Source organism: Fibrobacter succinogenes subsp. succinogenes S85, from assembly GCF_000146505.1.
Classification (GTDB): domain Bacteria; phylum Fibrobacterota; class Fibrobacteria; order Fibrobacterales; family Fibrobacteraceae; genus Fibrobacter; species Fibrobacter succinogenes.
Map to the genome: position 1 here is coordinate 2,958,702 of NC_017448.1, position 22,071 is coordinate 2,980,772.

Annotated in this window: 18 protein-coding genes; 9 read left to right on the forward strand and 9 right to left on the reverse strand. The window is 44.4% G+C overall.

Going from position 1 to position 22,071, the window contains the following annotated elements; genetic code table 11:
- Positions 1 to 97: 97 nt before the first annotated feature.
- Positions 98 to 1,039: an aldolase catalytic domain-containing protein gene (locus FSU_RS12150; RefSeq protein ID WP_014546686.1), complete on the reverse strand. Its 942-nt coding sequence runs from the start codon at positions 1,037 to 1,039 to the stop codon at positions 98 to 100.
- 480 nt (positions 1,040 to 1,519) lie between these two features.
- Between FSU_RS12150 and FSU_RS12155 the strand changes: the two genes are divergently transcribed.
- Positions 1,520 to 3,682 carry a glycoside hydrolase family 9 protein gene (locus tag FSU_RS12155; RefSeq protein ID WP_014546687.1) on the forward strand — a complete coding sequence of 721 codons (2,163 nt, stop codon included), beginning with the start codon at positions 1,520 to 1,522 and terminating at the stop codon, positions 3,680 to 3,682.
- Positions 3,683 to 3,721: 39 nt separating this feature from the next.
- Here the strand turns inward: FSU_RS12155 and FSU_RS12160 are convergent, their stop codons facing one another.
- The 3 genes from FSU_RS12160 to FSU_RS12170 all read right to left on the reverse strand — a co-directional run bounded on the left by FSU_RS12160 (position 3,722) and on the right by FSU_RS12170 (position 7,335).
- Positions 3,722 to 5,206, reverse strand: a complete 1,485-nt coding sequence (locus FSU_RS12160) for a hypothetical protein (RefSeq protein WP_041917855.1) — start codon at positions 5,204 to 5,206, stop codon at positions 3,722 to 3,724.
- Positions 5,207 to 5,277: 71 nt separating this feature from the next.
- A complete protein-coding gene (locus tag FSU_RS12165) occupies positions 5,278 to 6,384 on the reverse strand; it encodes a protein kinase domain-containing protein (RefSeq protein WP_014546689.1) in 1,107 nt (368 codons plus the stop codon).
- A gap of 108 nt (positions 6,385 to 6,492) precedes the next feature.
- Entirely contained in the window at positions 6,493 to 7,335 is an 843-nt protein-coding gene (locus FSU_RS12170; protein ID WP_014546690.1) for an LOG family protein, read from the reverse strand.
- 111 nt (positions 7,336 to 7,446) lie between these two features.
- Between FSU_RS12170 and FSU_RS12175 the strand changes: the two genes are divergently transcribed.
- On the forward strand, positions 7,447 to 7,659 hold the full coding sequence (locus FSU_RS12175; protein WP_157747953.1) for a DUF6812 domain-containing protein: 213 nt from the start codon (positions 7,447 to 7,449) through the stop codon (positions 7,657 to 7,659).
- Here FSU_RS12175 and FSU_RS12180 read toward each other — a convergent pair whose 3' ends face one another.
- Entirely contained in the window at positions 7,660 to 10,233 is a 2,574-nt protein-coding gene (locus tag FSU_RS12180) for a TIGR03960 family B12-binding radical SAM protein (RefSeq protein WP_014546691.1), read from the reverse strand.
- A 59-nt stretch (positions 10,234 to 10,292) separates the two neighbouring features.
- On the opposite strand from FSU_RS12180, the gene FSU_RS12185 reads away from it, so the two are divergent.
- The 3 genes from FSU_RS12185 (at position 10,293) to FSU_RS12195 (ending at position 14,117) form a co-directional block, all read left to right on the forward strand.
- A complete protein-coding gene (locus FSU_RS12185) occupies positions 10,293 to 11,648 on the forward strand; it encodes a GGDEF domain-containing protein (RefSeq protein WP_014546692.1) in 1,356 nt (451 codons plus the stop codon).
- Positions 11,649 to 11,933: 285 nt separating this feature from the next.
- Entirely contained in the window at positions 11,934 to 13,268 is a 1,335-nt protein-coding gene (locus tag FSU_RS12190; protein WP_014546693.1) for an ATP-binding protein, read from the forward strand.
- A 345-nt stretch (positions 13,269 to 13,613) separates the two neighbouring features.
- Positions 13,614 to 14,117, forward strand: a complete 504-nt coding sequence (locus tag FSU_RS12195; RefSeq protein WP_014546694.1) for a type IV pilin protein — start codon at positions 13,614 to 13,616, stop codon at positions 14,115 to 14,117.
- A gap of 332 nt (positions 14,118 to 14,449) precedes the next feature.
- On the opposite strand, the gene FSU_RS12200 is transcribed toward FSU_RS12195, so the two are convergent.
- The 4 genes from FSU_RS12200 to FSU_RS12215 all read right to left on the reverse strand — a co-directional run bounded on the left by FSU_RS12200 (position 14,450) and on the right by FSU_RS12215 (position 18,359).
- Positions 14,450 to 15,481: an Rpn family recombination-promoting nuclease/putative transposase gene (locus tag FSU_RS12200; protein ID WP_244263634.1), complete on the reverse strand. Its 1,032-nt coding sequence runs from the start codon at positions 15,479 to 15,481 to the stop codon at positions 14,450 to 14,452.
- Between the two features lie 64 nt (positions 15,482 to 15,545).
- Positions 15,546 to 16,745 (reverse strand): alkaline phosphatase family protein, encoded by a 1,200-nt coding sequence (locus FSU_RS12205; RefSeq protein ID WP_014546696.1) that lies wholly within the window; start codon positions 16,743 to 16,745, stop codon positions 15,546 to 15,548.
- Positions 16,745 to 17,083, reverse strand: a complete 339-nt coding sequence (locus FSU_RS12210; protein WP_041917857.1) for a hypothetical protein — start codon at positions 17,081 to 17,083, stop codon at positions 16,745 to 16,747. The genes FSU_RS12205 and FSU_RS12210 overlap by 1 nt, the downstream gene beginning before the upstream one ends.
- A gap of 493 nt (positions 17,084 to 17,576) precedes the next feature.
- Complete coding sequence (locus FSU_RS12215) at positions 17,577 to 18,359, reverse strand: hypothetical protein (protein ID WP_041917858.1); 783 nt, start codon at positions 18,357 to 18,359, stop codon at positions 17,577 to 17,579.
- Between the two features lie 133 nt (positions 18,360 to 18,492).
- On the opposite strand from FSU_RS12215, the gene FSU_RS12220 reads away from it, so the two are divergent.
- Genes FSU_RS12220 through FSU_RS12230 form a run of 4 tightly spaced genes read left to right on the forward strand, consistent with a single transcriptional unit; the run spans position 18,493 to position 22,070 of the window.
- Positions 18,493 to 19,260, forward strand: coding sequence for a glycosyltransferase family 32 protein (locus FSU_RS12220; protein WP_014546698.1), 768 nt, complete (start codon positions 18,493 to 18,495; stop codon positions 19,258 to 19,260).
- 11 nt (positions 19,261 to 19,271) lie between these two features.
- A complete protein-coding gene (locus FSU_RS12225) occupies positions 19,272 to 20,138 on the forward strand; it encodes a glycosyltransferase family 2 protein (RefSeq protein ID WP_014546699.1) in 867 nt (288 codons plus the stop codon).
- Positions 20,139 to 20,148: 10 nt separating this feature from the next.
- Positions 20,149 to 20,316, forward strand: coding sequence for a hypothetical protein (locus tag FSU_RS16345; RefSeq protein ID WP_014546700.1), 168 nt, complete (start codon positions 20,149 to 20,151; stop codon positions 20,314 to 20,316).
- Positions 20,313 to 22,070: a haloacid dehalogenase gene (locus FSU_RS12230; RefSeq protein WP_014546701.1), complete on the forward strand. Its 1,758-nt coding sequence runs from the start codon at positions 20,313 to 20,315 to the stop codon at positions 22,068 to 22,070. The genes FSU_RS16345 and FSU_RS12230 overlap by 4 nt, the downstream gene beginning before the upstream one ends.
- Position 22,071 lies beyond the last annotated feature (1 nt).

Below are 22,071 nucleotides of genomic sequence, written 5' to 3' on the forward strand. Positions count from 1 at the left end.
GTGTCACCCCGGACTTGTTCTCTTTGACCACTTAGAGCTTTAGCTCTTACGTGGTCATGATCCGCGTATGGGGACGGGGTCGCCAATGTATTTTACTTTAGTCGTTAATCATGTGTTCGTAGAATTTACGATACATGTCCTTTTCTTCGGTCTTGCGGACGGCAATAGCGTCTTGCGGATGACGGTTGAGCATACCCGTGATCATCTGCGGGATGATGTAACCCCATTCGTACTTGCTCTGCAACGGCAAGAAGAGTTCCTGAATGGCGTCGAGAACCGGGCGGAGGTCGTACTTCGGATTCTTGAGGAAGCCGAGGAGGAGTTCCGTGGTGCAGTTGCCTGCGCCGCGGCCCATGCCGGACACGGAGCCGTCGAGGTAGTCGACGTGGTTGATGATGGCCTGGATCGTGTTGGAGAAGGCGAGCTGCTGGTTGTTGTGACCGTGGAAGCCGAACTTCTTGTTCTTCACGATGCCTTTGTAGCGGGCAAGTTCCTTATCGATGTCTTCCTGGTAGAAGGCGCCGAAGCTGTCGACGAGGTAAAGCACGTCGGCCTTGCATTCTTCGTTGACCTGGTGGAGGGCTTCGTCAAGTTCCGGACCGCGGTCGCGGCTCACGGCCATGATGTTGAGCGTCGTTTCATAGCCCATGTCGTGGAAGGCGTTCACCATGCTGATGCCCTTGTCGATGTTCTTGACGTAGCTTGCCACGCGGAACATCTGGTACGGGCTTTCGGAAGCGGGCTTCACGGCATCCATGTTGACGCGGCCCACGTCAGCCATCACGGCCATCTTCATCTTGGAATCGATGCCGTCCTTGACTTTCCAGAGGAGATCGTCATCGCAGAACTTCCACGGACCGTATTCCTTCGGGTCGAAGAGTTCTGGGGAGTTCTTGTAACCCATTTCCATGTAGTCTACGCCGGCTGCGGTGAGAAGGGTGTACAATCTACGCACGAATTCAAGAGAAAAATCGTGCTTGTTGACGAGACCGCCATCGCGGATCGTGCAGTCGAGAACTTTAATGGTTTCGTAGTACATGGTTGTGTCTTCTGTTTTTGATTGTTGAAGTCTGAGACGTCATTCTGAGCGATGAAATCGCGAAGAATCCAGTCATTTTTATTTACATCGCAAAGATAGGTTCTGAAATTTCAACGGTCAATAAAAATTTTATGGTTACTGAAAAATAATTGTTATTTAACGTAAAATCTGCGTTGAAATAACAAATTGAGGCTTTTTACGTTGATTTTTATGGGTGTGTCCGTAACAAAAACATTCCATTTGGGAATCAATTGCTATAAAACCCCTATAATAAATTGCGGTTTTAGGTGGTTGTGAAAGATCTCTCGGTTGGGCTAAATGTGATTTGTTTTATAATCTACGCGAAAATTGCGTTTAATAGTATTCGCGAAAAATAATGGTTCCCCTCCCTGACGGTCGAGGATGACTGCTTCAGAATGACCAAAACGGTATACTCAATCTTTACTTTTTCTTGAACCATCGTGAATTTATATTTAGCGCATGCGTATCTATAAGCTTTCCCCGATTTTTTCGGCCGCTGTTCTTTTGAGCGCGGGCGTTGCCTCTGCCGAAACCAAGTTTTTCTACAATCAGGTTGGTTACGATGTCGACCAGCCGATTTCCGTGATTGTCCAAAGCGAAAATCTTGCGGACGGAGCTGAATTTAGCGTGATGTCGGGTGGGACTGCGGTCAAGACGGGTAAGCTCTCGACGGGTTCGAATCCGGATAACTGGCTGAATAGTGGCAAGTTTTATGTGGCGGACTTGACGGGCCTTAAGGCGGGCAAGTATACGCTCCAGGTTTCCGAGAATGGTCAACCGCAGAAATCGGGCGAATTTACGGTGGGCGAAAACGCTTTGGCTGCAAATACGCTTGCGTCAGTGCTCAATTACTTCTATGATGATCGTGCAGATGACCCTACTGTTGAAGGCTGGGATAAGCAGATGCCGGTGTACAAGTCCGACAAAAAGCTTGATGTGCATGGCGGTTGGTATGATGCGAGCGGCGATGTCAGTAAGTATTTGAGTCACCTTTCTTATGCGAATTATCTGAACCCGCAGCAGATTCCTTTGACGGTCTGGTCGCTTGCTTTTGCTTCGGAACGCATCCCGAAGTTGCTTGGTTCGACATCGACAAAGGCGAAAACGGCTGATGAAGCGGCTTACGGTGCCGATTTTTTGGTCCGCATGCTCGATGAACAGGGCTTTTTCTATATGACCGTGTTTGATAACTGGGGTAGCCCCATGGGTAAACGTGAAATTTGTGCTTTCAGCGGTTCCGATGGCATCAAGAGTACCGATTACCAAACGGCCTTCCGTGAAGGCGGTGGCATGGCGATTGCAGCTCTCGCTAGTGCTGCAAGGCTAAAGCTGAAGGGTGACTTTACGAGCGAACAGTATTTGGCTGCTGCGGAAAAGGCTTATAAGCATTTGTCCGAAAAACAGAGTGTTGGCGGCGACTGCGCTTACTGCGATGACCATAAAGAAAATATCATTGATGATTATACGGCGCTTTTGGCGGCGACGGAACTTTATGCCGCTACAAAAAAACAGGAGTATCTGGAAGATGCTTATGACCGTGCCGAACATTTATCTTCTCGTGTAAGTAAAGATGGCTATTTCTGGAGCGATGATGCAAAGACTCGTCCGTTCTGGCATGCTAGCGATGCGGGGCTTCCGTTGGTTGCCCTTGCTCGTTATAGTGAGGTTGTTGGCGCTATTGACGAAGATGCCGGCATAAAAGTTCATGGTCGGCCATTCCCTTATTGGGGTTGCGTTACTATGATTGGTGGTGGTTGCGTGAACGAATCTATCGATAATGTTCGTAATGCCATTAGGTCTCATTTTGACTGGCTTGTTAAAATTACGAATAAGGTTGATAACCCGTTTGGTTATGCCCGCCAGACTTACAAGACTCAGGACAAAATAAAGGATGGATTCTTTATCCCGCACGATAACGAAAGTAATTATTGGTGGCAGGGTGAAGATGCTCGCCTTGCAAGTCTTTCTGCGGCGATAATGTACGCAAATCGCATTATTGACGGCGAATATAGGAATGTTACCACGAGTGATGTGCAAAAATATGCTACGGATCAGCTTGACTGGATTTTGGGCAAGAATCCCTATGCGACTTGCATGATGTATGGCAAGGGAACGAAGAACCCGCAAAAGTATGATGGCCAGTCAAAATATGACGCAACGCTTGAAGGCGGTATTGCAAACGGCATTAGCGGCAAGAATCAGGATGGCTCGGGTATTGCCTGGACGGATGACGGTGTCGCTGCTGTGGGTTTTGATTCTGAAAAGGAATCTTGGCAGGTGTGGCGCTGGGATGAACAGTGGCTGCCGCACAGCACATGGTACTTGATGGCGCTTGTGGAACGCTATGATGAATTGACTAAGCCTGTGGAATTCTCTGTTGGACTTTCGAAGTCTACGGTTGCTGCAAAGGCGAGTGTTTCTCTTGTTGGCAAGATGCTCTCGCTGAATTTGCCGCGTTCTGTCGTAGGCAAGTCCGTCAAGGTTCTTGATGTGCGCGGCAATGTGCTGATGCAAAAGACGGTGCAGGGTGTGAGCGAGACGATGGATGTGAGTACGCTTAATCGCGGACTTTACCTCGTGCAAATCCAAGGCTTCGCTGCCAAGAAGTTTGTTGTGAAGTAATTCAAACTGTCATGCCGGCCACAGTCCGGCATCTCTTTTTTAATTTGAAACTTTAAACTGTTTGGGAGCGGCGTAGGCCATTTGAACTAGGATGTCCTTGCCGGTTTCCATGAGCTTTTTGGCTTGCTCGGCGAGTGTGTCGCTGTCGTTTTCTTTGATGACTTTGCTCAAATGCTCCATGGCGGCGTTCACATTAGATTTTGTCTGGATGCGGAGCTCGCCAATGTCAAAGTGCGCACGGCGGATAATGGCTGCATCCGTTTCTTTTGCAAGCCCCTTCTCGAGCAACGTAATTGCGGCCTCCGGGATTTTCTTCTGCTTGGCGGTGGCTCCCCATTCAATCCATTGCGTGCTCGGAATTTCAGCATAGCTCATGGCAATCTTGTTTACGGCGTCCTTGACTTCCATAAACTTGACCGGTTCTTCTTGCAACAGCGCTGTCAACCCGTATTGCAATAGACGAGCCGCATTCTCGTTTTCACCATTGTTTGCTGCTTCAAGACCCTTGTTAATCATATTGCGGGTGCGTTCAGCTGGTGTTGCCACTTCTTCATTCTTTTGTTCGGTAACAACTTGTTTGGCGTTTCCTTCTGCGCGATGAGGCATGAAGTACCCTGCAAGCCCGCCTAAAGCAAAGAAGAACGGCGATTCCACAGCGACCGCATTGAATATTCCAGGATTCAGGAACCAGTCAATAGCCATGCTCCCGGCGAGGGCTAATTGCGAAATCTTGCTGACGTAAGACGGAATGGCGTCTTTCTCCTTGTCGAATACATTTGCACCAAGCAAAAAGCAAATCATCAGGCTTACGCCCATGTAGCGTTGCGATGCAAACTGCCCAAAGAACGATGTGTCTACGAGTAAATCGACAAAGAAACCGCTAATAATTGCGATTACTACCCCGTAAATGTAAACAAAGATTGCGTGCCAGCGCTTCTCAAGCTGTATCAGCGCAAACATGAAAAATACGACGAAGAAAATAAAGGACCATGCGCTTGGGAACAGCAAACTGCAAGTGAGCCAACTTTCGGTATTGCCTCGGCTAGGCTGGTATGCCCAACGGTAACGGAGGAATTTGTCCGTATAATTGTAAATCCATTTTTTGAGTTCCGCCTCATATTGCTTGTCGGTCGGGTAGTTGCCATGCTCCTTGGCGTACTGTTCTTTGCCGCCCTGATTTTCCCACCAATCGAGGAATTCTCCCTTCATTTCCTCGATGCGGTCTTCTATAATCGGTGTCGGTTTCTCGACTTTGTAGCGTTCTTTGTAAAGCTCAAATTCTTGCGCCTTTATGGTGTCGTTTGGCGTGAGTCCCACGTTTCTGAATTCCTGGGCGCGTTCTTCGTCCCACCACTTGTCGAAGGACTGGTGGATTTCCTTTTCCTGGCGGAATTTTTGGATGATGGGGTCAAAGCTGGTCTGGACGTTGAAAACCCCGAGTGCTGCGATCGCCAAAAGCGTCACGTAATGATGGAATTTGAAAAACCGGAACGGTTTTAGGAGGATGCTCAATATTTTCTTCATACTAATGAATATAAACAAATCATTAGTGAAGCGTAATTGGGCTAGGGGGCGAAATGTAGTCTAAAAGCGGGTTAGAACGTGCGCTTTCCGTATTCGTTCAGCTGGTTCCACAGAAAATCGGTATTTACGTCCCGGAATCCCTGGGCGTTTACCTCTTCGCGGAGCTTGTGGGCGAGGGCAAAAAGGTTCGGGCTCTTTTGCATGCGCTCGTTCACATCGAATGTGGTGAGGGCGTCAATCCATTCGTGAATTTCCGGGAAGCGGTCGTCGTTGAACACGTTTTCGCGGCCGCTCTCGATGTATTCCATGTAACGCTTGGTAATCAGGCGACCCTCTTCGGTGTAGATTTCCTTCGCCTTGGGGTAGAGCTTTACGCCGGTCAGGTATTCGTGCATCACGGCACCGAAACTAAAGTAGTCCACTGCGTATGTGATGTTTTCGCTAGACTGGGCGAGTTCCGGTGCGCTGTAGCTAGGCGAAAAGACTCCGCCACCTTCGGTAACGGATTCGCGCATCTTGACTTGGGCGTAACCAAAGTCGCAAATCAAAATCTTGTGGTTGTTCTTGTGCGCCGGATTCTGGCAAAGGAGCAAGTTCTTGGGCTTGATGTCCTTATGCACAATTTGGTAGTAATGGAGCTGGCTGATGGTGTTTGCAAGGTAGGCGATTTGAGCCACGCGCTGCAAAAGTTCTTCGTCAGTGAGCTTGGGCTTGATGACTCTGTCGAGAGCACAATCCTTGATGAACTCCAGCTTGAGGTAAGGGTGGCGACCCGCGATGCCTCCGCCAAAAGACTGCACCACGCCTTCGATGTTTGTAGCCCGGACGAGGTTGTTGATGCGGATTTCGTCTTGGAATGCGCTCAGGAGCATGTTCAAACGGTGCAGGCGGTTCTTGCCTGGGGGAGCCCAGTACTTGCATATCTTCACGACGATTTCTTTTTCGTCGTAGTGCTTTTCGTCGCGCGGGTGTTTAATCCAGAGCTTGGCGCGGTATAGCTGGTTTGTGCCTACGAGCGAAAGCGGCTCGATAAGCTCGATGCGTTCTGCATTGCCGTTGTGCTTAAAGTCAGGATTGTGGTCGAACCACCGCTGGTATTCTTCCATGGTGTAGTTCGGACGGAGCGCCAAATTGCGCGCAACCCTGTCCATCATTTCTGCCAAATTGTTCCAGAACATGGCAAAAATTTAACAAAATGCAAAGGAATGTGCAAAAAAGATGCCCGCTCAGCGGCGGGCATGACAGTGTCGCTATGTCCCCCCGGCCTTTGTATCGGGGTCGGTATTCTATTTCTTTTTCTCTTGGTCTTCGGCGTGGGATCGTGCGAATGTGACCGATTCTTCGCTCTGTTCTTCGAGCCTAGAGGTGATGAAGTCGTAAGCCTCGTCGACCGTGTCGCAGAACTTGAAGAGCTTGAGGTCTTCCGGGTTGATCATGCCAGTTTCGGCAAAGAATTCCCAGTTCAAGGCCTTCTTCCAGAAGTTCGAATCGAAAATCACGACCGGCATCTGCTGCGCGTACTTATCGGTCTGGATAAGCGTGAGCATTTCGAAGGCTTCGTCGAGCGTGCCGAATCCGCCTGGAAAAATCACGAGTGCACGAGCCATGCGCAAGAACCAGTACTTACGCACAAAGAAATAACGGAACTGCAAATTCAGTTCGTCATCGATGTACGGGTTGCAATGTTGTTCGAAAGGCAACTTGATGTTCAAACCGATAGAAGGCGTACCCACGTCAGATGCACCGCGGTTGCCGGCTTCCATAATGCCCGGACCACCGCCCGTCATGATGGCGTAGCCGTGGTGGCGCTTGTTAATCCACTTGCCGAGCTTTGCCGCAAGTTCGCGTGCGGCATTGTAAGAATCAGCGACTTTGGAGAGACGGTCAAGCCTTGCAAGTTCCTTTTTATCCTTGCAGCCCTTGCGGCGTTTCTTAATTTCGTCGGGCGGGAGTGTACGTGCCGAACCAAAGAATACGATAGAATTCTTGATCTCTTCTTGTGCAAAAACTTGTGCAGGCTGGAAAAATTCAGAAAGGAATCGAATGGGGCGTGCGGCATCGCTTTCCATAAATTCAGCGTTGTGGTATGCCATCTGCCCTGGAATCGTGCGGACTTTTTTCGGTGCCATAATAAACCTCTTTTTCGTTATATATGGAATAATATACGTTAAAATGGCTTTAGGGGCGAAAAAATAAGGTTTTTATCTTCTTACTTGGACTAACATTTATATATTAGTGGTATGCTAGTAAAAATGTGGACAGATAATTTTGTCATTACAGGCGAAATCGACACGTTGCGTGACGAATGCCTCACGGACTATATTCGTGAAAACAAGGACTTTATTGCGGTGACGCAGGTGCGCGTTTGCGACAGGAATGAAAAGGACCTGTTCCGTACGCACTTCCTCAACGTCAGCACCAGTCACATCGAGATTATTCTCCCGGCTGAATAATTACCACTCGATTGCAATCTTTGCGACGAGGAAGCGGCGGGAGACTTCATCGAGCTTGGCCGGGTCAATCTCAATGCCAAGCAGCCCTGCAAAAATGACAAACGGACTAGGGGTTGTCCCCTGGTTGTTACACTTGACGCGCACAACCATTGTGCCGTTCTGAATATCAATCCCTAAAACCTGCTCGTTCAAGTTCATCTGCTGACCGCGGTGGTTCGTGACAATAGGCAATTGCTTTTGTTCGAACTTTTGCATAAGGTCGGCGGGGATGCTTTCGGGCGTGTGGCGGTAGACCATCGCTTTCGGGAAATGCTTCGAGAGCTTTTCCTTTAATGGCTCGATATCCACGATTTCCATGCCGCGCGGGAACGGAGCGCTGAGCTTTGCGATAATGGCGGGTTTGCCTTCGGCGGAGAGGTCAAGCTTTTGCAGTAAATCAACGCTGATGACTTCGCAGTAAGTTTCGAGTCCAAGCGGCAAGGCCCCCATGTTCACAATGCGGGGTTTCGGGCTGAAGCCTTCGCTGAACTTGATCGGGATGCCTGCGCAAATGAACGTGCGTTCGAAGAAACTGAGCATGTTGTGGTGCGGCAGGAATCGGCTGATGCCGGACTTCTTGAACGTAATCTTGTAACTGTAGCTCACCTTCTGGCTCGGGCGGCGTTCTGCCACGAGCTTCTTGATTTCTTCAGGGGTACGGCTCGGCGCCTTGTGGCGCACAGGGTCGTCGGCGAGGACGATTTCTTTGCCGAATCCCGGGATGCCGCAAGCTTGGCAGTCGCCCCATTTGCAGTTCGGCACAGGTGCGGAATTTGGATCGAAAGCCTTTTCCCATTCGCGGCGCAAGTATTGCTTTGTCGTGCCTGCGTGAATAAAGTCCCACGGGAAGACTTCGTCCTTGTCGCGTTCGCGGTAGACCCAGTTCGTGTCGTAGCCGCATTCTTGCCAGACTTCGAGCCATTTGTTAAAGTCAAAACGGTAGCTGTCGCTTTCGAAGATAATGCCCTTCTTGTAGGCGGCGTAAATGACTGGACCGAGGCTGCGGTCGCCACGGCTGTAGACCGCTTCCAAGAAACTTGTTTCCCAGGCCGCCCAGTTGATTTTCACGTTCGGGTGCTTGAAGAACTTTTCGCGCACGTAGCGGATGTGCCCGAGTGCTGTTTCTTTGTCCATAAACGGAGCCCATTGCAGGCCCGTAAACGACTTCGGGATGAGAATGCCGATGCTCACTGCAATTTGAATGCCGCGATTGTACTTGCGCCCGATTTTCACGAGATTGAAGATGAGTTCGCAGAACGCCTGCATGTCATCTAGGTTCTCGGTCGGGAAACCGATCATCGTGTAAAGCTTGATCTTGTTGAACCCGCTAGAGAATGCGTGTTCGGCAGCGTCGTACATGTCTTGGTCGCTGATGGTCTTGTTGATCATCTTGCGGATGCGTTCGGATCCAGTTTCTGGCGCAAACGTAGCGCTGCGGCCGCCCTTGAGCGCAGCAACTTTTTCGGCGAGACTTTGTCCGAAACTGTTGACGCGGATACTAGGGAGGCTTACGTCTACGTTATCGTAAAACGGGTCGTCAATAATGGAGTCCGTGAGTGCTTCGACCGGTTTGTAGTCAGCAGTAGAAAGCGACAAAAGACCAAGTTCGCGTTCGCCCGTCGCCTGGATACCCGCTTTTGCAATGTCCAAAACATCGTCCGGATTGAGCTCGCGGCACGGTCTGTACCAAATGCCTGCCTGGCAGAACCTACAACCCTGCGCACAACCACGCATCACTTCCACACTAAAACGGTTGTGGACAAGTTGCATGTTTGCAATCAAGTTCTTGATGGGGTAGTCTTTCGGGTCGAGTTTTGGGATAAACTGGCGGCGTACACCGTTAGTCTTTTCGTAGGAACCCTTTGCGGGTTCTGCCGGGACGATTACGCCGTATTCGTTCTTGACGACCTTCATCAAGCTCGGTACGTAAACGCCATCGAGTTTAGACAAGTTTTCTAGAATTTGGGCGCGCTTGAGACCTGCCTTGCGGCCTTCGCCCACGCAACGTACAAAATCGACAACAAGCTTTTCGCCATCGCCAATCATGAACGCGTCAAAGAAATCGGCGACCGGTTCGGGGTTCCCCATCGAGGGTCCGCCCGAAACGACAATCGGGTCGCTTTCGGCACGGTCTTTTTGCCATGCCGGAATCCCTGCAAGTTCAAGCACGTACGGCACGTTTGTAAAGTTGAGCTCGGTCTGGAGCGTAAGCCCCACGACTTCGTAATCTTTGACCGCCGTATAGCTTGCGTGCGTATAAAGCGGAATATCGTACTTCTTCATCTCGGCGGCCATGTCATCCCATGGAGCAAAAGCCACTTCGCAAAGCAAATCCGGTTCGCGGTTCAGCACATGGTACAAAATTCTGAGCCCGTTGTTGCTCATGCCGATTTCGTAAGTGTCCGGGAACACAAACGCCATGCGTGCAAGCATTTTGCTGTGGTCTTTGATGACGCTGTTCGCTTCGCCGCCCATGTAACGGGCGGGGGATTCTACTGCGGGGAGTGCAAGTGCGATTTTCTCAAGGATTGTCATACCCCCAAAAATAGATAATCTTGTTGCCTGCCCTGTAATATTTTAATATTATTTATGGTATGAATATCGTTAAATATATCTTTTGGTTGGTCGCCTTTTTGATGGGCGTTATTGCTGCATATGTAGTCCCCGAAGAGACTATGTCCGTCGGGGCGAAGTTCATATTTGTCGGAGCTTGGGGCGCAGTGCTCGGCTTCGTTTTTTATACCGTCTGCAGCAGGCAGATTGAAGCCATCGAAAACGATTTTAACGAGGTGCTGAACAAGCCGCAGCCCAAGGACACGCAGTTCGTGTCGGTCCGCCTCCAAGAAGAAAAGAAGAACCCGCTCCCGCCGGGGGCAATCCCCGCCGCCGAAGCCCTCAAGCAGCAGCCCGTGCCTGCCTCCATCAAGAAACTTGATGCCGCCGCCCTCAAGGTCGGGTTCCCGCTCGAAGCCTGGAACGGCTTTAAGCTCGGTATTCTGCGCAACCGTCCGTTCACCGAAGTCATCGACGCCATGCAAAAGCTCTTGCCGGAACTCTTCCCCGAAGCTTCTGGCGTACTTTATATGTACGGCGGCGTGCAGACTGAACTCTCTCAGATTTTCCGCTTTGGTCCGAACGTCATCAGTGACGAAACCGTGCTTCCAGCCGAATGCGCAAGCTTCAATACCGGCGACATCGTCGTGACTGACTATAGCTCTCCTGAAGTCTCTAGCGGTTGTACGCACTTGCACCACCGCCCGAAGGGCCTTGCCATTTGCGCCCCGATCGAAGGCCTCGAAGAACACTTCGGCATTCTGACACTCCAGGTCGATAAGCTCCCGGAAACCGAAACCAAGGAATACTGGCAGGCCAAGGTGAGCATTGTCGCTACCGCGTTTGGACTTTACGTGGCGAACCAGGACCTCAGCATGCGCTTTGAACAGCACAGCATCCGCGACGTGCTGACCGGTCTTTTTAACAAACGTTATATGGAAGAATCGCTCAGCCGCGAAATCACTGCTGCTGTGCGCCACAAGTCGCCCATTGGTATCGTGATGCTTTACCCCGATGCAATCCCTGCTGTGCAGAACGCTCAAGGCCGCCATGCCGTGGAACAGCTCTTCTGGGAACTTGGACAGCGCTTGCCGAGCTACATCCGTGGCGAAGACATCCCGTGCCGCTATTCCGATGACGTGTTCTGCGTGATTATGCCGGGCGCCGACCTCAACATCACGAGAAACCGTGCCGAACGCATCCGTAATGAAATCTCGCAGCTCCAGATCGCTTACGGCGAAGGAATCCTCGCAACCACGCTCAGCATGGGCGTTGCTGTGATGCCGACCCACGCAAATGATGCCGGCTCGCTCATCTACACCGCAGAAGCCTCCCTCCAGATGGCCATGCAGGCCGGTGGCAACCGCGTCGTCGTCGCAAACTCTGTGATGAAGTAAGCGTCAATCCAGTTAAGTCTTGTAAAGCCTCCCTCGGGAGGCTTTTTTATATGTATAGTCGTGCTAAAATGGAAGTGGACTTCCTAGTTAGTGCGAATTTTTAAATTTAGACCGGAAAAAATGCGTGATTTGGGCGATTTTAGCCCGGAAAAAGTGCTGAAAAGTGTGGAAAATACCTTTATGTTGAAATAATGGAATTTTCAGCTATTTTCTATATTGAAATTTTGTAACTTTTGGTGTATTTTTATATTGAATTTTTGGAATATTTCTTAAAGAGGCGAATAAGTGTTGTTCAAACGTAAGGTTTACGATAAGTTGCTGGAATGGAAAAAGTCTTATTCGGGACGGTACGCTTGCTTGTTGGAAGGAGCCCGTCGTGTGGGAAAAAGTACCATTGCTGAGGAATTTGCGAAAAATGAGTATGACTCCTATATTGTAGTGAATTTTGCAAATATAACGGAGGAAATGCTTGATGTTTTCAAAGATATAGCGAAGTTGGATGTTTTTTTCTTGCGACTTCAGGCTGAATCGGGAATATCCCTCAAGGAACGAAAATCTGTCATTATTTTTGATGAAATCCAGCTGCAACCCAAAGTTCGGCAGGCTATCAAGTTCTTGGTAAAGGATGGTCGTTACGATTATATTGAAACTGGATCACTCATTTCTATAAAGAAAAATGTTCAGGGGATTGTAATCCCCTCAGAAGAACATCGGATAAGTGTGTATCCCATGGATTATGAGGAATTCATGTGGGCTATAGGGAAGGACCCGAATACCATCCGAGAGATTTATAAGGCGAATACGGCTATTGGAAACTCGACAAACAGAAGTTTAATGCGAGATTTTAGGCTTTATATGGCTGTAGGCGGTATGCCCCAGGCCGTAGAAGCGTATATTCAAAAAGAAAATTTTGAATATATCGATAATGTAAAAAGAAAAATATTAAATCTGTATTTTGAGGATTTGAAAAAAATTGATCCGACAGGTCGATTGTCTAATATTTATAAGGCAATTCCTAGCCAATTAGCCTTAAAAAAGAAACATTTTGTCCTATCTTCTGCGATTGGAAAACGGCAAACCACAAAAGATGAAAGTCGTTTCTTTGAATTATTGGATTCAAAGACTGTTCTTTGTTGTTATCATGTTGCTAATCCCGATTCGGCCCTTGCTCAAACAAAAGATTTGGACCGATTTAAACTGTACGCGTCTGATACCGGGTTGTTTATTTCTTTGATGTTCGACGATTCGAAACAAGCTAATGAAATATATGCAAAACTTTTAAGCGACAAATTGGATGCTGATCTTGGTTATCTGTATGAAAATGTTGCAGCCCAAATTATTACCGCTAGTGGCAAAGAACTTTATTACCATACCTGGTTGAAAGAAAACAGTTCCCATTATTTTGAAATAGATTTTTTGCTTTCTAAAGGAAACAAAATTATTCCTCTGGAAATTAAGTCTTCTGCTACACGAAACCACGAATCTATTGAAAACTTTGTAAACAAATATTCTAAAAAAATATACAAGGAATATCTGTTTTCTCAAAAGGATGTTGCTCATGTGGGACAATTGCTGTTAAAACCGCTGTATTTGCTGCCTTTTATGTTGGAAGAATTTTAGTTTTTAGTGATAATTATCTTTGAAAGTAAAGAATCTTAAACAAATGGGGCTGAAATTGGTGTGATGACCATCACATTTCCGATGTTTATATTCCAAATTGGAATATAAAAAACAGATGAAAATCCCTTTTTCGTAAAAAATTATCTATATATAGTTCATCGGAAAGTTTGGTTAATATTTGCGAAATTTTGCGAAAAACGGCACTTTTAAGTTGGAATATACTGAGTCATGACAAAAACGTGACAAAAGTATTGCTTTTCGGAAAAAAAGTGGATATATTACTGAATGTAAACGAGCAATAACGCTCAAAACAAGAATGTGTCACAAAAACAAGGAGAACACACTATGAAGAAGCAAGGTTTTACCCTTATTGAATTGATGGTCGTTATCGTGATCATGGGCATTCTCGCCGCCGTCGCAGTGCCGAAACTGTTCGGTATGATCGCTAAGTCCAAGGCATCTGAAGTCGGTCCGGCAGCCGGTACCTACGTGAAGTTGCAGGATGCTTATGTTGCAGAAAGCGGTGTCTATGTTGGCAACTGGAAAACGATCGGCTATAATATGCCGGGTAGTAACAACTTCACCTATGCGGAAAAAGATTTGACTGCAAATACAACTACCCTTGCTGGTCTTTCTGCAAAAGTTGGTTGGAAAGCAACGAATAATTCCAAGCTTAACGACTGCGTAAAGGATTCTGAATGGGATATTTCCATTTCCGAAGCTGGAACTGACGACGCTTCAAAGGGATCCCCCATTGCATATAGTGCAACAACTCCGTCAAAGAGTGGTGATGATGATACCAGTGATTGCGCTGCTCTTACCCCGAACTTCACAAAGATCGGCAAGTAATCGTTTGCTATAGAACAATTACAAAAAAGGCTCCTCTCCAAAAGAGGAGCTTTTTTTTGTATCATCGAAAGTCTTGTTTCAATGTTCTTCAAAACTGATTTGTCTATAGCCTCAAAATCGGATACCAACTTCACAAAATGCACCGCATTCAGCTTGGAAAAACAATATTTTCCCGAACGAGAAAAATCATCGTTCCGGCCGGCAATATTTTCTGAAATATTCCCGAGTGGGAATATTTTTATGCGCATTTTCATGCTTTAAAGTTTGGACTGTCAAAAACGTTAAAAGCCCTCCTGTCGGGAAGGCTTTAGTTGTGCCATAATCGTATACTGTTATTTATCGGCTTTAGTTGCCAGCGTCTTTTGTAGGTCCAATATTTTTTCTTTAGGTAGATGCGAATATTTTACGATTTCTTCAATGGGTTTGTCATCTGCGAGCATGTCAAGCGCAGTTGCTGTACGCTCGTTATCACGCCCTTTTTCAAAGCTTTCATCAATAGCATCACTATATGCATAGAGAAAATCTTTCATATTCGCCTGCCTGATTAAGAGTTCATCGCTTGCCGTATCGCATTCAATTCGCCTTAGAGCATCTTCGAAAGTGGGATTGTCAAATTCCGGTAGCGAACTTGAAGAACCTGCATTCTTCAATATGTAAAGCCAACGGTCTTCATCCGTTTCGAGTTTGTCTTTCGACTTGTCAAACTTGGTAAGGTCTACAATAATATACTTATTTTTCGTAGAAATTGGAATGCAGCTTTCCTTGCCGACACTGGACAGGTTATAAAGGCCGACTTCATCTCTATAAACATTCTCCATAAACTGAACAGGGTAATCCATAATCCAAATAGAATAGATTTCCGGTAATTTGTAGCGGAACATTTTCTTTTGGGCGTCTGGCATATTCTGAAAGTCAATTTCCTTATTGTAGTCGTTCTTTGCCCGCAACAGCAAAAAAGCATTGTATATCATCATTCGGTCAATGTAATCGTTCAATTTGAGCTTTTGCATTTCAACATCAATCCGCTTTCCCGCTTTGGTCTTAGCACCTATATCAAACTTAACACGGTATGGTTCAGGCAAATGAAAAATTTCGTCCTGTTGAACGGTATAAGTCAGTGACTGAATTGCATTTTCGCCTTCAAAATGCAGAATTGCGTTCAGAAAGTTCACGAGCGCGTCTTCGCTGTCAAGCAGAGCCCTAAATGCGGGATCGCATCGAGGATCCAAATATTTTTGCCCCTCGAACTTTTTCCTAGCGCTTTCGACATCATTTATTCGGTCGTATGTTTCGAACAAAGATTCGTCATCTATATTCATTCTAAAATCTCCATTTTTATGAACGAAGAAACTTTCTCCATCCATATAGTTAACACGTTTTTTTGGAGATTTTGGCTCACCTAATTTTGAAAAACTTTTGTAAAAAAAACTAGTTCAATATCACGAACGGAACCCATCGCTTGTAGAATCGTTCCTGAAATTTAATAGGGGATAAGATGGGGTTATGGTCTCCTTGAATGATGAATCTTGTTTTGGGATGCTTACTGGCTAGATTGGCTATTTGTGTGAGTGTGTTGGTGAGTAGCTTTGTATAGGCAGAGTCAACTGCATTTGGATTGCTATTATAAATGCTAGTGAATCCTAACAATGGAAATTTTGTATCCAAGGTTGTCCATGCAATAAAATGCTTTTGCGCTGTGTCTGCGAGTAGGCTATCAATTTTGCTAATTACTTGAACATCGTTTAATATACTGTTGTTTGCATCTTTTCCGTAAATGGCTTCGTTAAAACCAATGTTCTTGATATACTTGTATCTTAGATGTTCTAGGCTGTCGCTCCCGAAAATGAATGTTGTCTTGTAGCCGATGCTGTTAAATACTTTGGGTAGAAATGTTGTGTCGCGTTTTCTGGTGATGGAGTCGCGTGTGATTGATTGAATTAAATCTTCTCGTTCGGCTGTGCGGGTGCGGCTGTACATGCGATTGTGAATGCCTACAACGGTTGGGTTGTTGAATACTTTTAACTGCTCTTCGAATCGCTGAATGTCTAGTGGAACACCCCAGCTTTCAACAAGGATGATGACGTTGTTGCGGGTTGTGTCTATATAATCACGAGTAATGGTCACTGAATCCGTAACTGTGAACCTATCGTTAAATTTGTTGGCGATTTTTGTGCGTTGGATTGGCTTGGGTGCGGATCTTTCTAAATAGTCGATTGTTGGAAATTGTGCGAGCGGTTGCGCTGCATATCGGTTGTTCGCTTCTAAATGCAGAATTAGTGCAACGAAGAGAATGAAACATATTGCATTGAATTTGAAAGGCTTGATTTGCCAAACCATCGCGATGGCGAGTCCACAAGTGACGAATGGAATCAATCCGTACCAACCTGTGCTCCAATTTTTTATGGCTAGGAGATTCTGTAAATCAATCCAGGCGATTATGAAAAGTAATGCGATTGATGGTATTAGGAACCATCGTATTTTTTTGAAAAATACGATAAAGAGCAGAATTGCAAAATATTCGAAGCCAAATAATCCGCGAACGATATCCTGCCCTTTTTCAAACGTGAGTAAGAATGGAACGATTGTGATGAGTGCGCTTGCAATCAGCGGGTAGAGTAATTTTTTCATTATTTACCCTCCGCTTGTTGAACGCTTGAATTGACAAGTCTGTATTTAAAGAATGTCATATCACCAATAGACTTGAGTGTGTCAACGGCTACGCTGTCATAATAGTGGCGCTGCAAAAATCCTGCAAGACCAGGCTCGTTTAGAACGATGACATTGTCTTTAATGACGTCTTTTATAGGATTTGTGATGTAGAATTCATTGAGGGCGTCGGTTACTTCGGGTAAATAGGGTGTCCAATATCCGAAAGATACAGTGCGTTTGAATGAACCTGCTGGTGTTGCTAAATAGGGCGGATTGCGGTGGTGGCTGAATCGCATGAATGCGTTCATTGAAAGCATGAACATCTTGTCGGGTTGATTATCTATATAATCGAAAACTTGTGTGTAATCTGTGGAATCTTTGATGGTTATTGTTCCTGCATCTCCACTAGTAGGATTTCTTATTGTTGTACCTGTTGTTGCGTATGAAAATATGTTTATTAAAGCAATTATGCATAGTATAGATAAGGTGATTGTTTTAGATAACTTTTGTTTAAATTGACCAAATTGAGGAATAGCTAGGATTGTTGCGTATAACCAAAATCCGCTTTCTACTCGGTATACAACTCGACCTATTGTGATTAAATAGGCTATTAATGTTAATATAAGTATTAAAGAACACCAAGAATAGAATGTTTTTTTTGAATTTGTAAAATAAATGAATAAACAGAAGATAAACCAAATCCAAAAACTGGAGAATGAATGGAATGAGAAAGAGCTTTTAATAGATTGTGTGGAATTATGTGAATTGAACTTTTGTCATTGTATTGTTGCACGATTTTTGTGTAGCTTTCTAGACTATCAATTGCAAAACTTTGGTGTCATAAAAAATCCATTCTGTTAATAAATGGAAATCTTTTCCTGATAAGCCAAGTTCTTCTGCGTCTTCGTAAACGGCGTTTTTATTGTAGTTGTTTTTATCTCCCAAAATAACGCGAGGACTTTGAAATTTATTGAAGGCTTCGTAAGCGGGGGACTGGTAAATCTTTTGGTCGAATGCGTGCATGCTGAATGCACCTGCAAAAAGAATTGCGAGACCTGCAATGACGTGCCACTTGGCAGACCAGCATTCGCGTAGAATAAAAAGTAGTCCGAGGCAAAAGAAAGGCAAACCCATCAGGAACGCTTGCCAACGCATTACAGAACCCCAAAGCATTAATGCTACGCCTAAAATAAACGGAGCTAAAGCTTGAATGTTTCCCCAAACGTCATTGCGAGCCCCGTTAGGGGCGTGGCAATCCTGTGAAATAATGCCATATGCAAATAACAACATTCCTGCAGCGCTCAAAATAGAGGCACATTGCGTAAATTGAACCACCAAATAAAAATCACTTGCGAAAAGGGCGGTAAATAGAGCTGCTAAAATAGCCCCCCAATGTTCTCCGCATCGCTGTAATAATATGAATCCAATGACTGTGAACGAGAGAAAAACCGAGAACATTTCGCCAATGTAATACCAGCCTATTGCGGGAAATAGGTGGTAAAGAGGCAAAAGAGCGTATCCGTAAATGGCATTAACGAAAATCAAGTGCGGGTTATAATCGGTGCCGAGAGCGCCTGTGAGCCGAGCAGCCATAAAGTAGTCGTCAATTGCCCCGAATTTGAGGTCTCCGAAAAGGAGGCATAATGCTAAAAAGAACAGATTGATGACTAAAGAGTATGTGAGTGCGCGTTTAAAAGGCATAACGAAAATATATATTATCTATGTAATGTCTATACCCAAGATAATTCATTATTGCTGGTTGAGCGGCGACCCTTACCCGGAGTTGGTCCAATTTTGTATGCAGAGCTGGAAGGAAAAACTTCCAGATTATGATTTTGTTCTTTGGGACAAAAGTCACTTTGATATTCACTCTGTGCCGTGGGTGGAACAGGCGTGCTTTGCGAAAAAGTGGGCTTTTGCAGCCGATTACATCCGTCTCTACACACTCTACAATTATGGTGGAATCTACTTGGACAGTGATGTGGAAGTACTCAAGCCGTTTGATACTTTGCTGGATAGAAAATATTTCTTTGGGCGGGAACATACTCCTGATTCCATTGAAAATCAGGAATCGATTGAAGCTGCAACTTTTGGTTCGGAAAAAGGTCTGTCATTCATAAAAAGTGTTATGGCTTTTTATGAAAAACGTGATTTCTGTGACAAAAACGGCTTTTTGAACACGACAACACTACCAACTGTTATGGCGAGATGTTTGCGCGGTAATCCTCTTGAAGTATTCCCTATGGACTATTTTAGCCCTAAAAATACACGAACGTTAGCATTGGAAACGTCGAAAAACACCTACAGTATTCATCATTTTAATGGTTCTTGGCATTCTTTGGCTCAACAAAAACACGTTGCTCTGAGAACCAAACTTTGCAAAGTATTTGGTGAACGAGTGGGTGAAATATTGGCGTCTTTTTGTGCTGTTTTTATAAATTTTCGTTACGAAGGGGTGTTTGTTACGATGAAAAAAATATTGGCAAAGTTATAACGGAATGGAATATGACAATATCGTGTGTTATTGTAAATTATAATGATGCCGTTACGACAAAAAAATTGGTTAAACGGATTGAGGATTATCATTCTCTTAATTATGTTGTCATTGTTGATAACAACTCGCAGGATGATTCCGTGGCGCAATTAACCACGCTTGTTTCATCTAAGGTTGTTTTGATTAATGCAGAAAAAAATGGTGGTTATGGTTTTGGAAATAATCTTGGTGTTGAGTATGCGTATGAAAAATTAAGATCGGATTATGTATTAATTGCTAATCCTGATGTTGAATTTGATGAATCTTGTTTGCTCAAACTTCTTGAATCGTTGAAAAAAAATGAAAATGCCGCAATTTCTGCAGGACCTCAGATGAATGTGGATGGACGCCCTTGGCGAGATGTATCTGTGTGGAAGTATATTCTCAATATGAGCTTGTTTTTTGATGAATGGTTACATATTCGCTCGTATTCCTATAAGTTTTTTGAAGGAAAACAAGAATGTTTAGTATATGCAGTTCCTGGATCCTTGCTGTTAGTTGATGCCAAAAAGATGATGGAAGTTGGTGGCTATGATGAAGATTTCTTTCTTTATTATGAAGAACATGTGCTTGCTGAAAAAATGAAAAAAGCTGGCTATGGAACGGTTTTTAGACTTGATGCTGGTTATATTCATAATCATCATGTTAGTATTAGGAAGGCGTTTAAGAAATGGGGGCCACAACGGTTGTTGAGATGCAAAAGTTGCATGTTGTTTTTGAAAAAGTACAAGAATGTTTCTTGCTACACATTGTTGCTTGCGAAGTTATTTGTTCAATATGTGAAAATTGAAATGTTTTTCTATGATTTCTATCGCTGGATAAAACCCCTTAAGAAGTAATGGTGGAATTATGAAACGTACATTCCTTTCTCTTGATATTTTTGATACTTGCTTAATTCGCAAATGTGGAGAGCCTCGTAAGATATGGGATTTGATGGCAGATGAACTCTTTGATAAAGAAGATTATTGTGGCAGATTGTCTTTTGTAGGTAATAGAAGTGTTGTTGAAAAAAAATGATGGATGAAAATTTTTACCCTACATTGAATGATATTTATGATGAGTTGAATGTATCTCAATGGGGATTTGAATCTAGTCAAATTATGCAATTAGAGATGGAATTAGAGGAAAGAGAACTTTGTCCTAATCCCCAAATGTTAGATGTTGTAAATAAATATCGATTAGAGGGTTTTTCTGTTTCTTTTATATCAGATATGTATTTGCCGTCTGTTTTTCTAAAAAAAATATTGGTGAAATATGGATTCTGCAAAGAAAATGAAAAAGTGTATGTGTCTGCAGAATGTAAGGCTTCTAAAAATGATGGTTCTTTGTTTGATTATGTATTTAAAGATACGGGAACAAAAGCAAAACAATGGATTCATTATGGTGATAATGAAAAATCGGATTATTTGGAACCGAAGTCTAAGGGCGTAAAGTCATTTTGGATAAAAAATACGTTGTTTACTGACGAGGAAAAAAGTTGGATAAGTGATGCTCGGTTTTATACTCATAAACATGAAATTGAATTGTGGGCGGGATTGTGTCGATATGCTAGGGTTAACCTAGATGATTCTGAATGTACTGAACGTGCTGTAGATTTGATATCTAGTTTGTACATCCCTTATGTCCGATATATAATGGATGAGTCAAAGGAACGAAATATAAATGTTCTTTATTTTCTAGCTAGAGACGCTCATATTTTTTTGCAAATCGCTGAACAGTTCAAAAATCGTTATCCCAATATTGAATTAAAATATTTAAAATTGTCTAGACGCTCTTTATACCCATGCGTTTTTTATGAAGTAAATGATTACGAGATGGAATTGACCATATGCCAATGTATTGCGCAAACGGCAAAAAAGAGTGTGGAGTATATCGGGTTGGAATGGGAATCTCTTTCCCCAAAAACACGAAACCAATTTAAAGCTGATTATCGTTTTACGTCGGCCAGGAAGGCAAAAGCTTTTGCAAAGTGCCTAATTGAGAATGACCGCAAAATGATTCTAGAAAAGTCATCTAATTATCGTGGAATGCTTTTGGGATATTTAAGACAAGAAGGAGTCTTAGGCTTCAGAAAAATAGCATCTGTTGATTTGGGGTGGATTGGCAGTTGCCGGTGCATATTGAACTATATTCTAAGGAAAGAAAAATATCGAACTTGCGATGCGTTTTATTGGGGAGCGAGTAATATATTGATGAAGGGAACGATTGAAGATCGATTGTATGTATTTCAACGACAATACGATATTAGTTATTATTCAAATGGAAGTGTCCTTTTTTTTGAACATTATGCATCGATAAATGATGAAGAGTCTACTGTGGGATATAAAAAAAAGAAGAATGATTTTTTCCCTATTAAGAAGAAAACTAATGATGTTAATAAAGAAATGGTTGTTCAAAATGAAAGAGTTTTGACTTGGTTTGCAAAAAAATATATGTCAACCGCATTTGATCGCGAGGCAATGCGAGATATCTTTTTGTGTTGTGGTATGCGGCAACTTCAAAATTTACAGGATAATCCTAAATCGCGGGATTTAAAATTTTTTTCTTTTATTACGACAGAAAATTTTGGATGTGTTATTAAACTTGTTCAGCCGCTCTTGCTAAAAAATATTTTTGCTTTGTTGGTGTGGGGGATACCGGCAGAACCTCAGTGGTTGCCTGCTGCGGTAAAAAAATCTTTCGGTCCCTTTGCTGAATTATTTGTAAAAACGTACAATTATACATCGCGAACAAAATTGGCTCATTTGCTTCGTTGGTGGTGGAATAGATAGT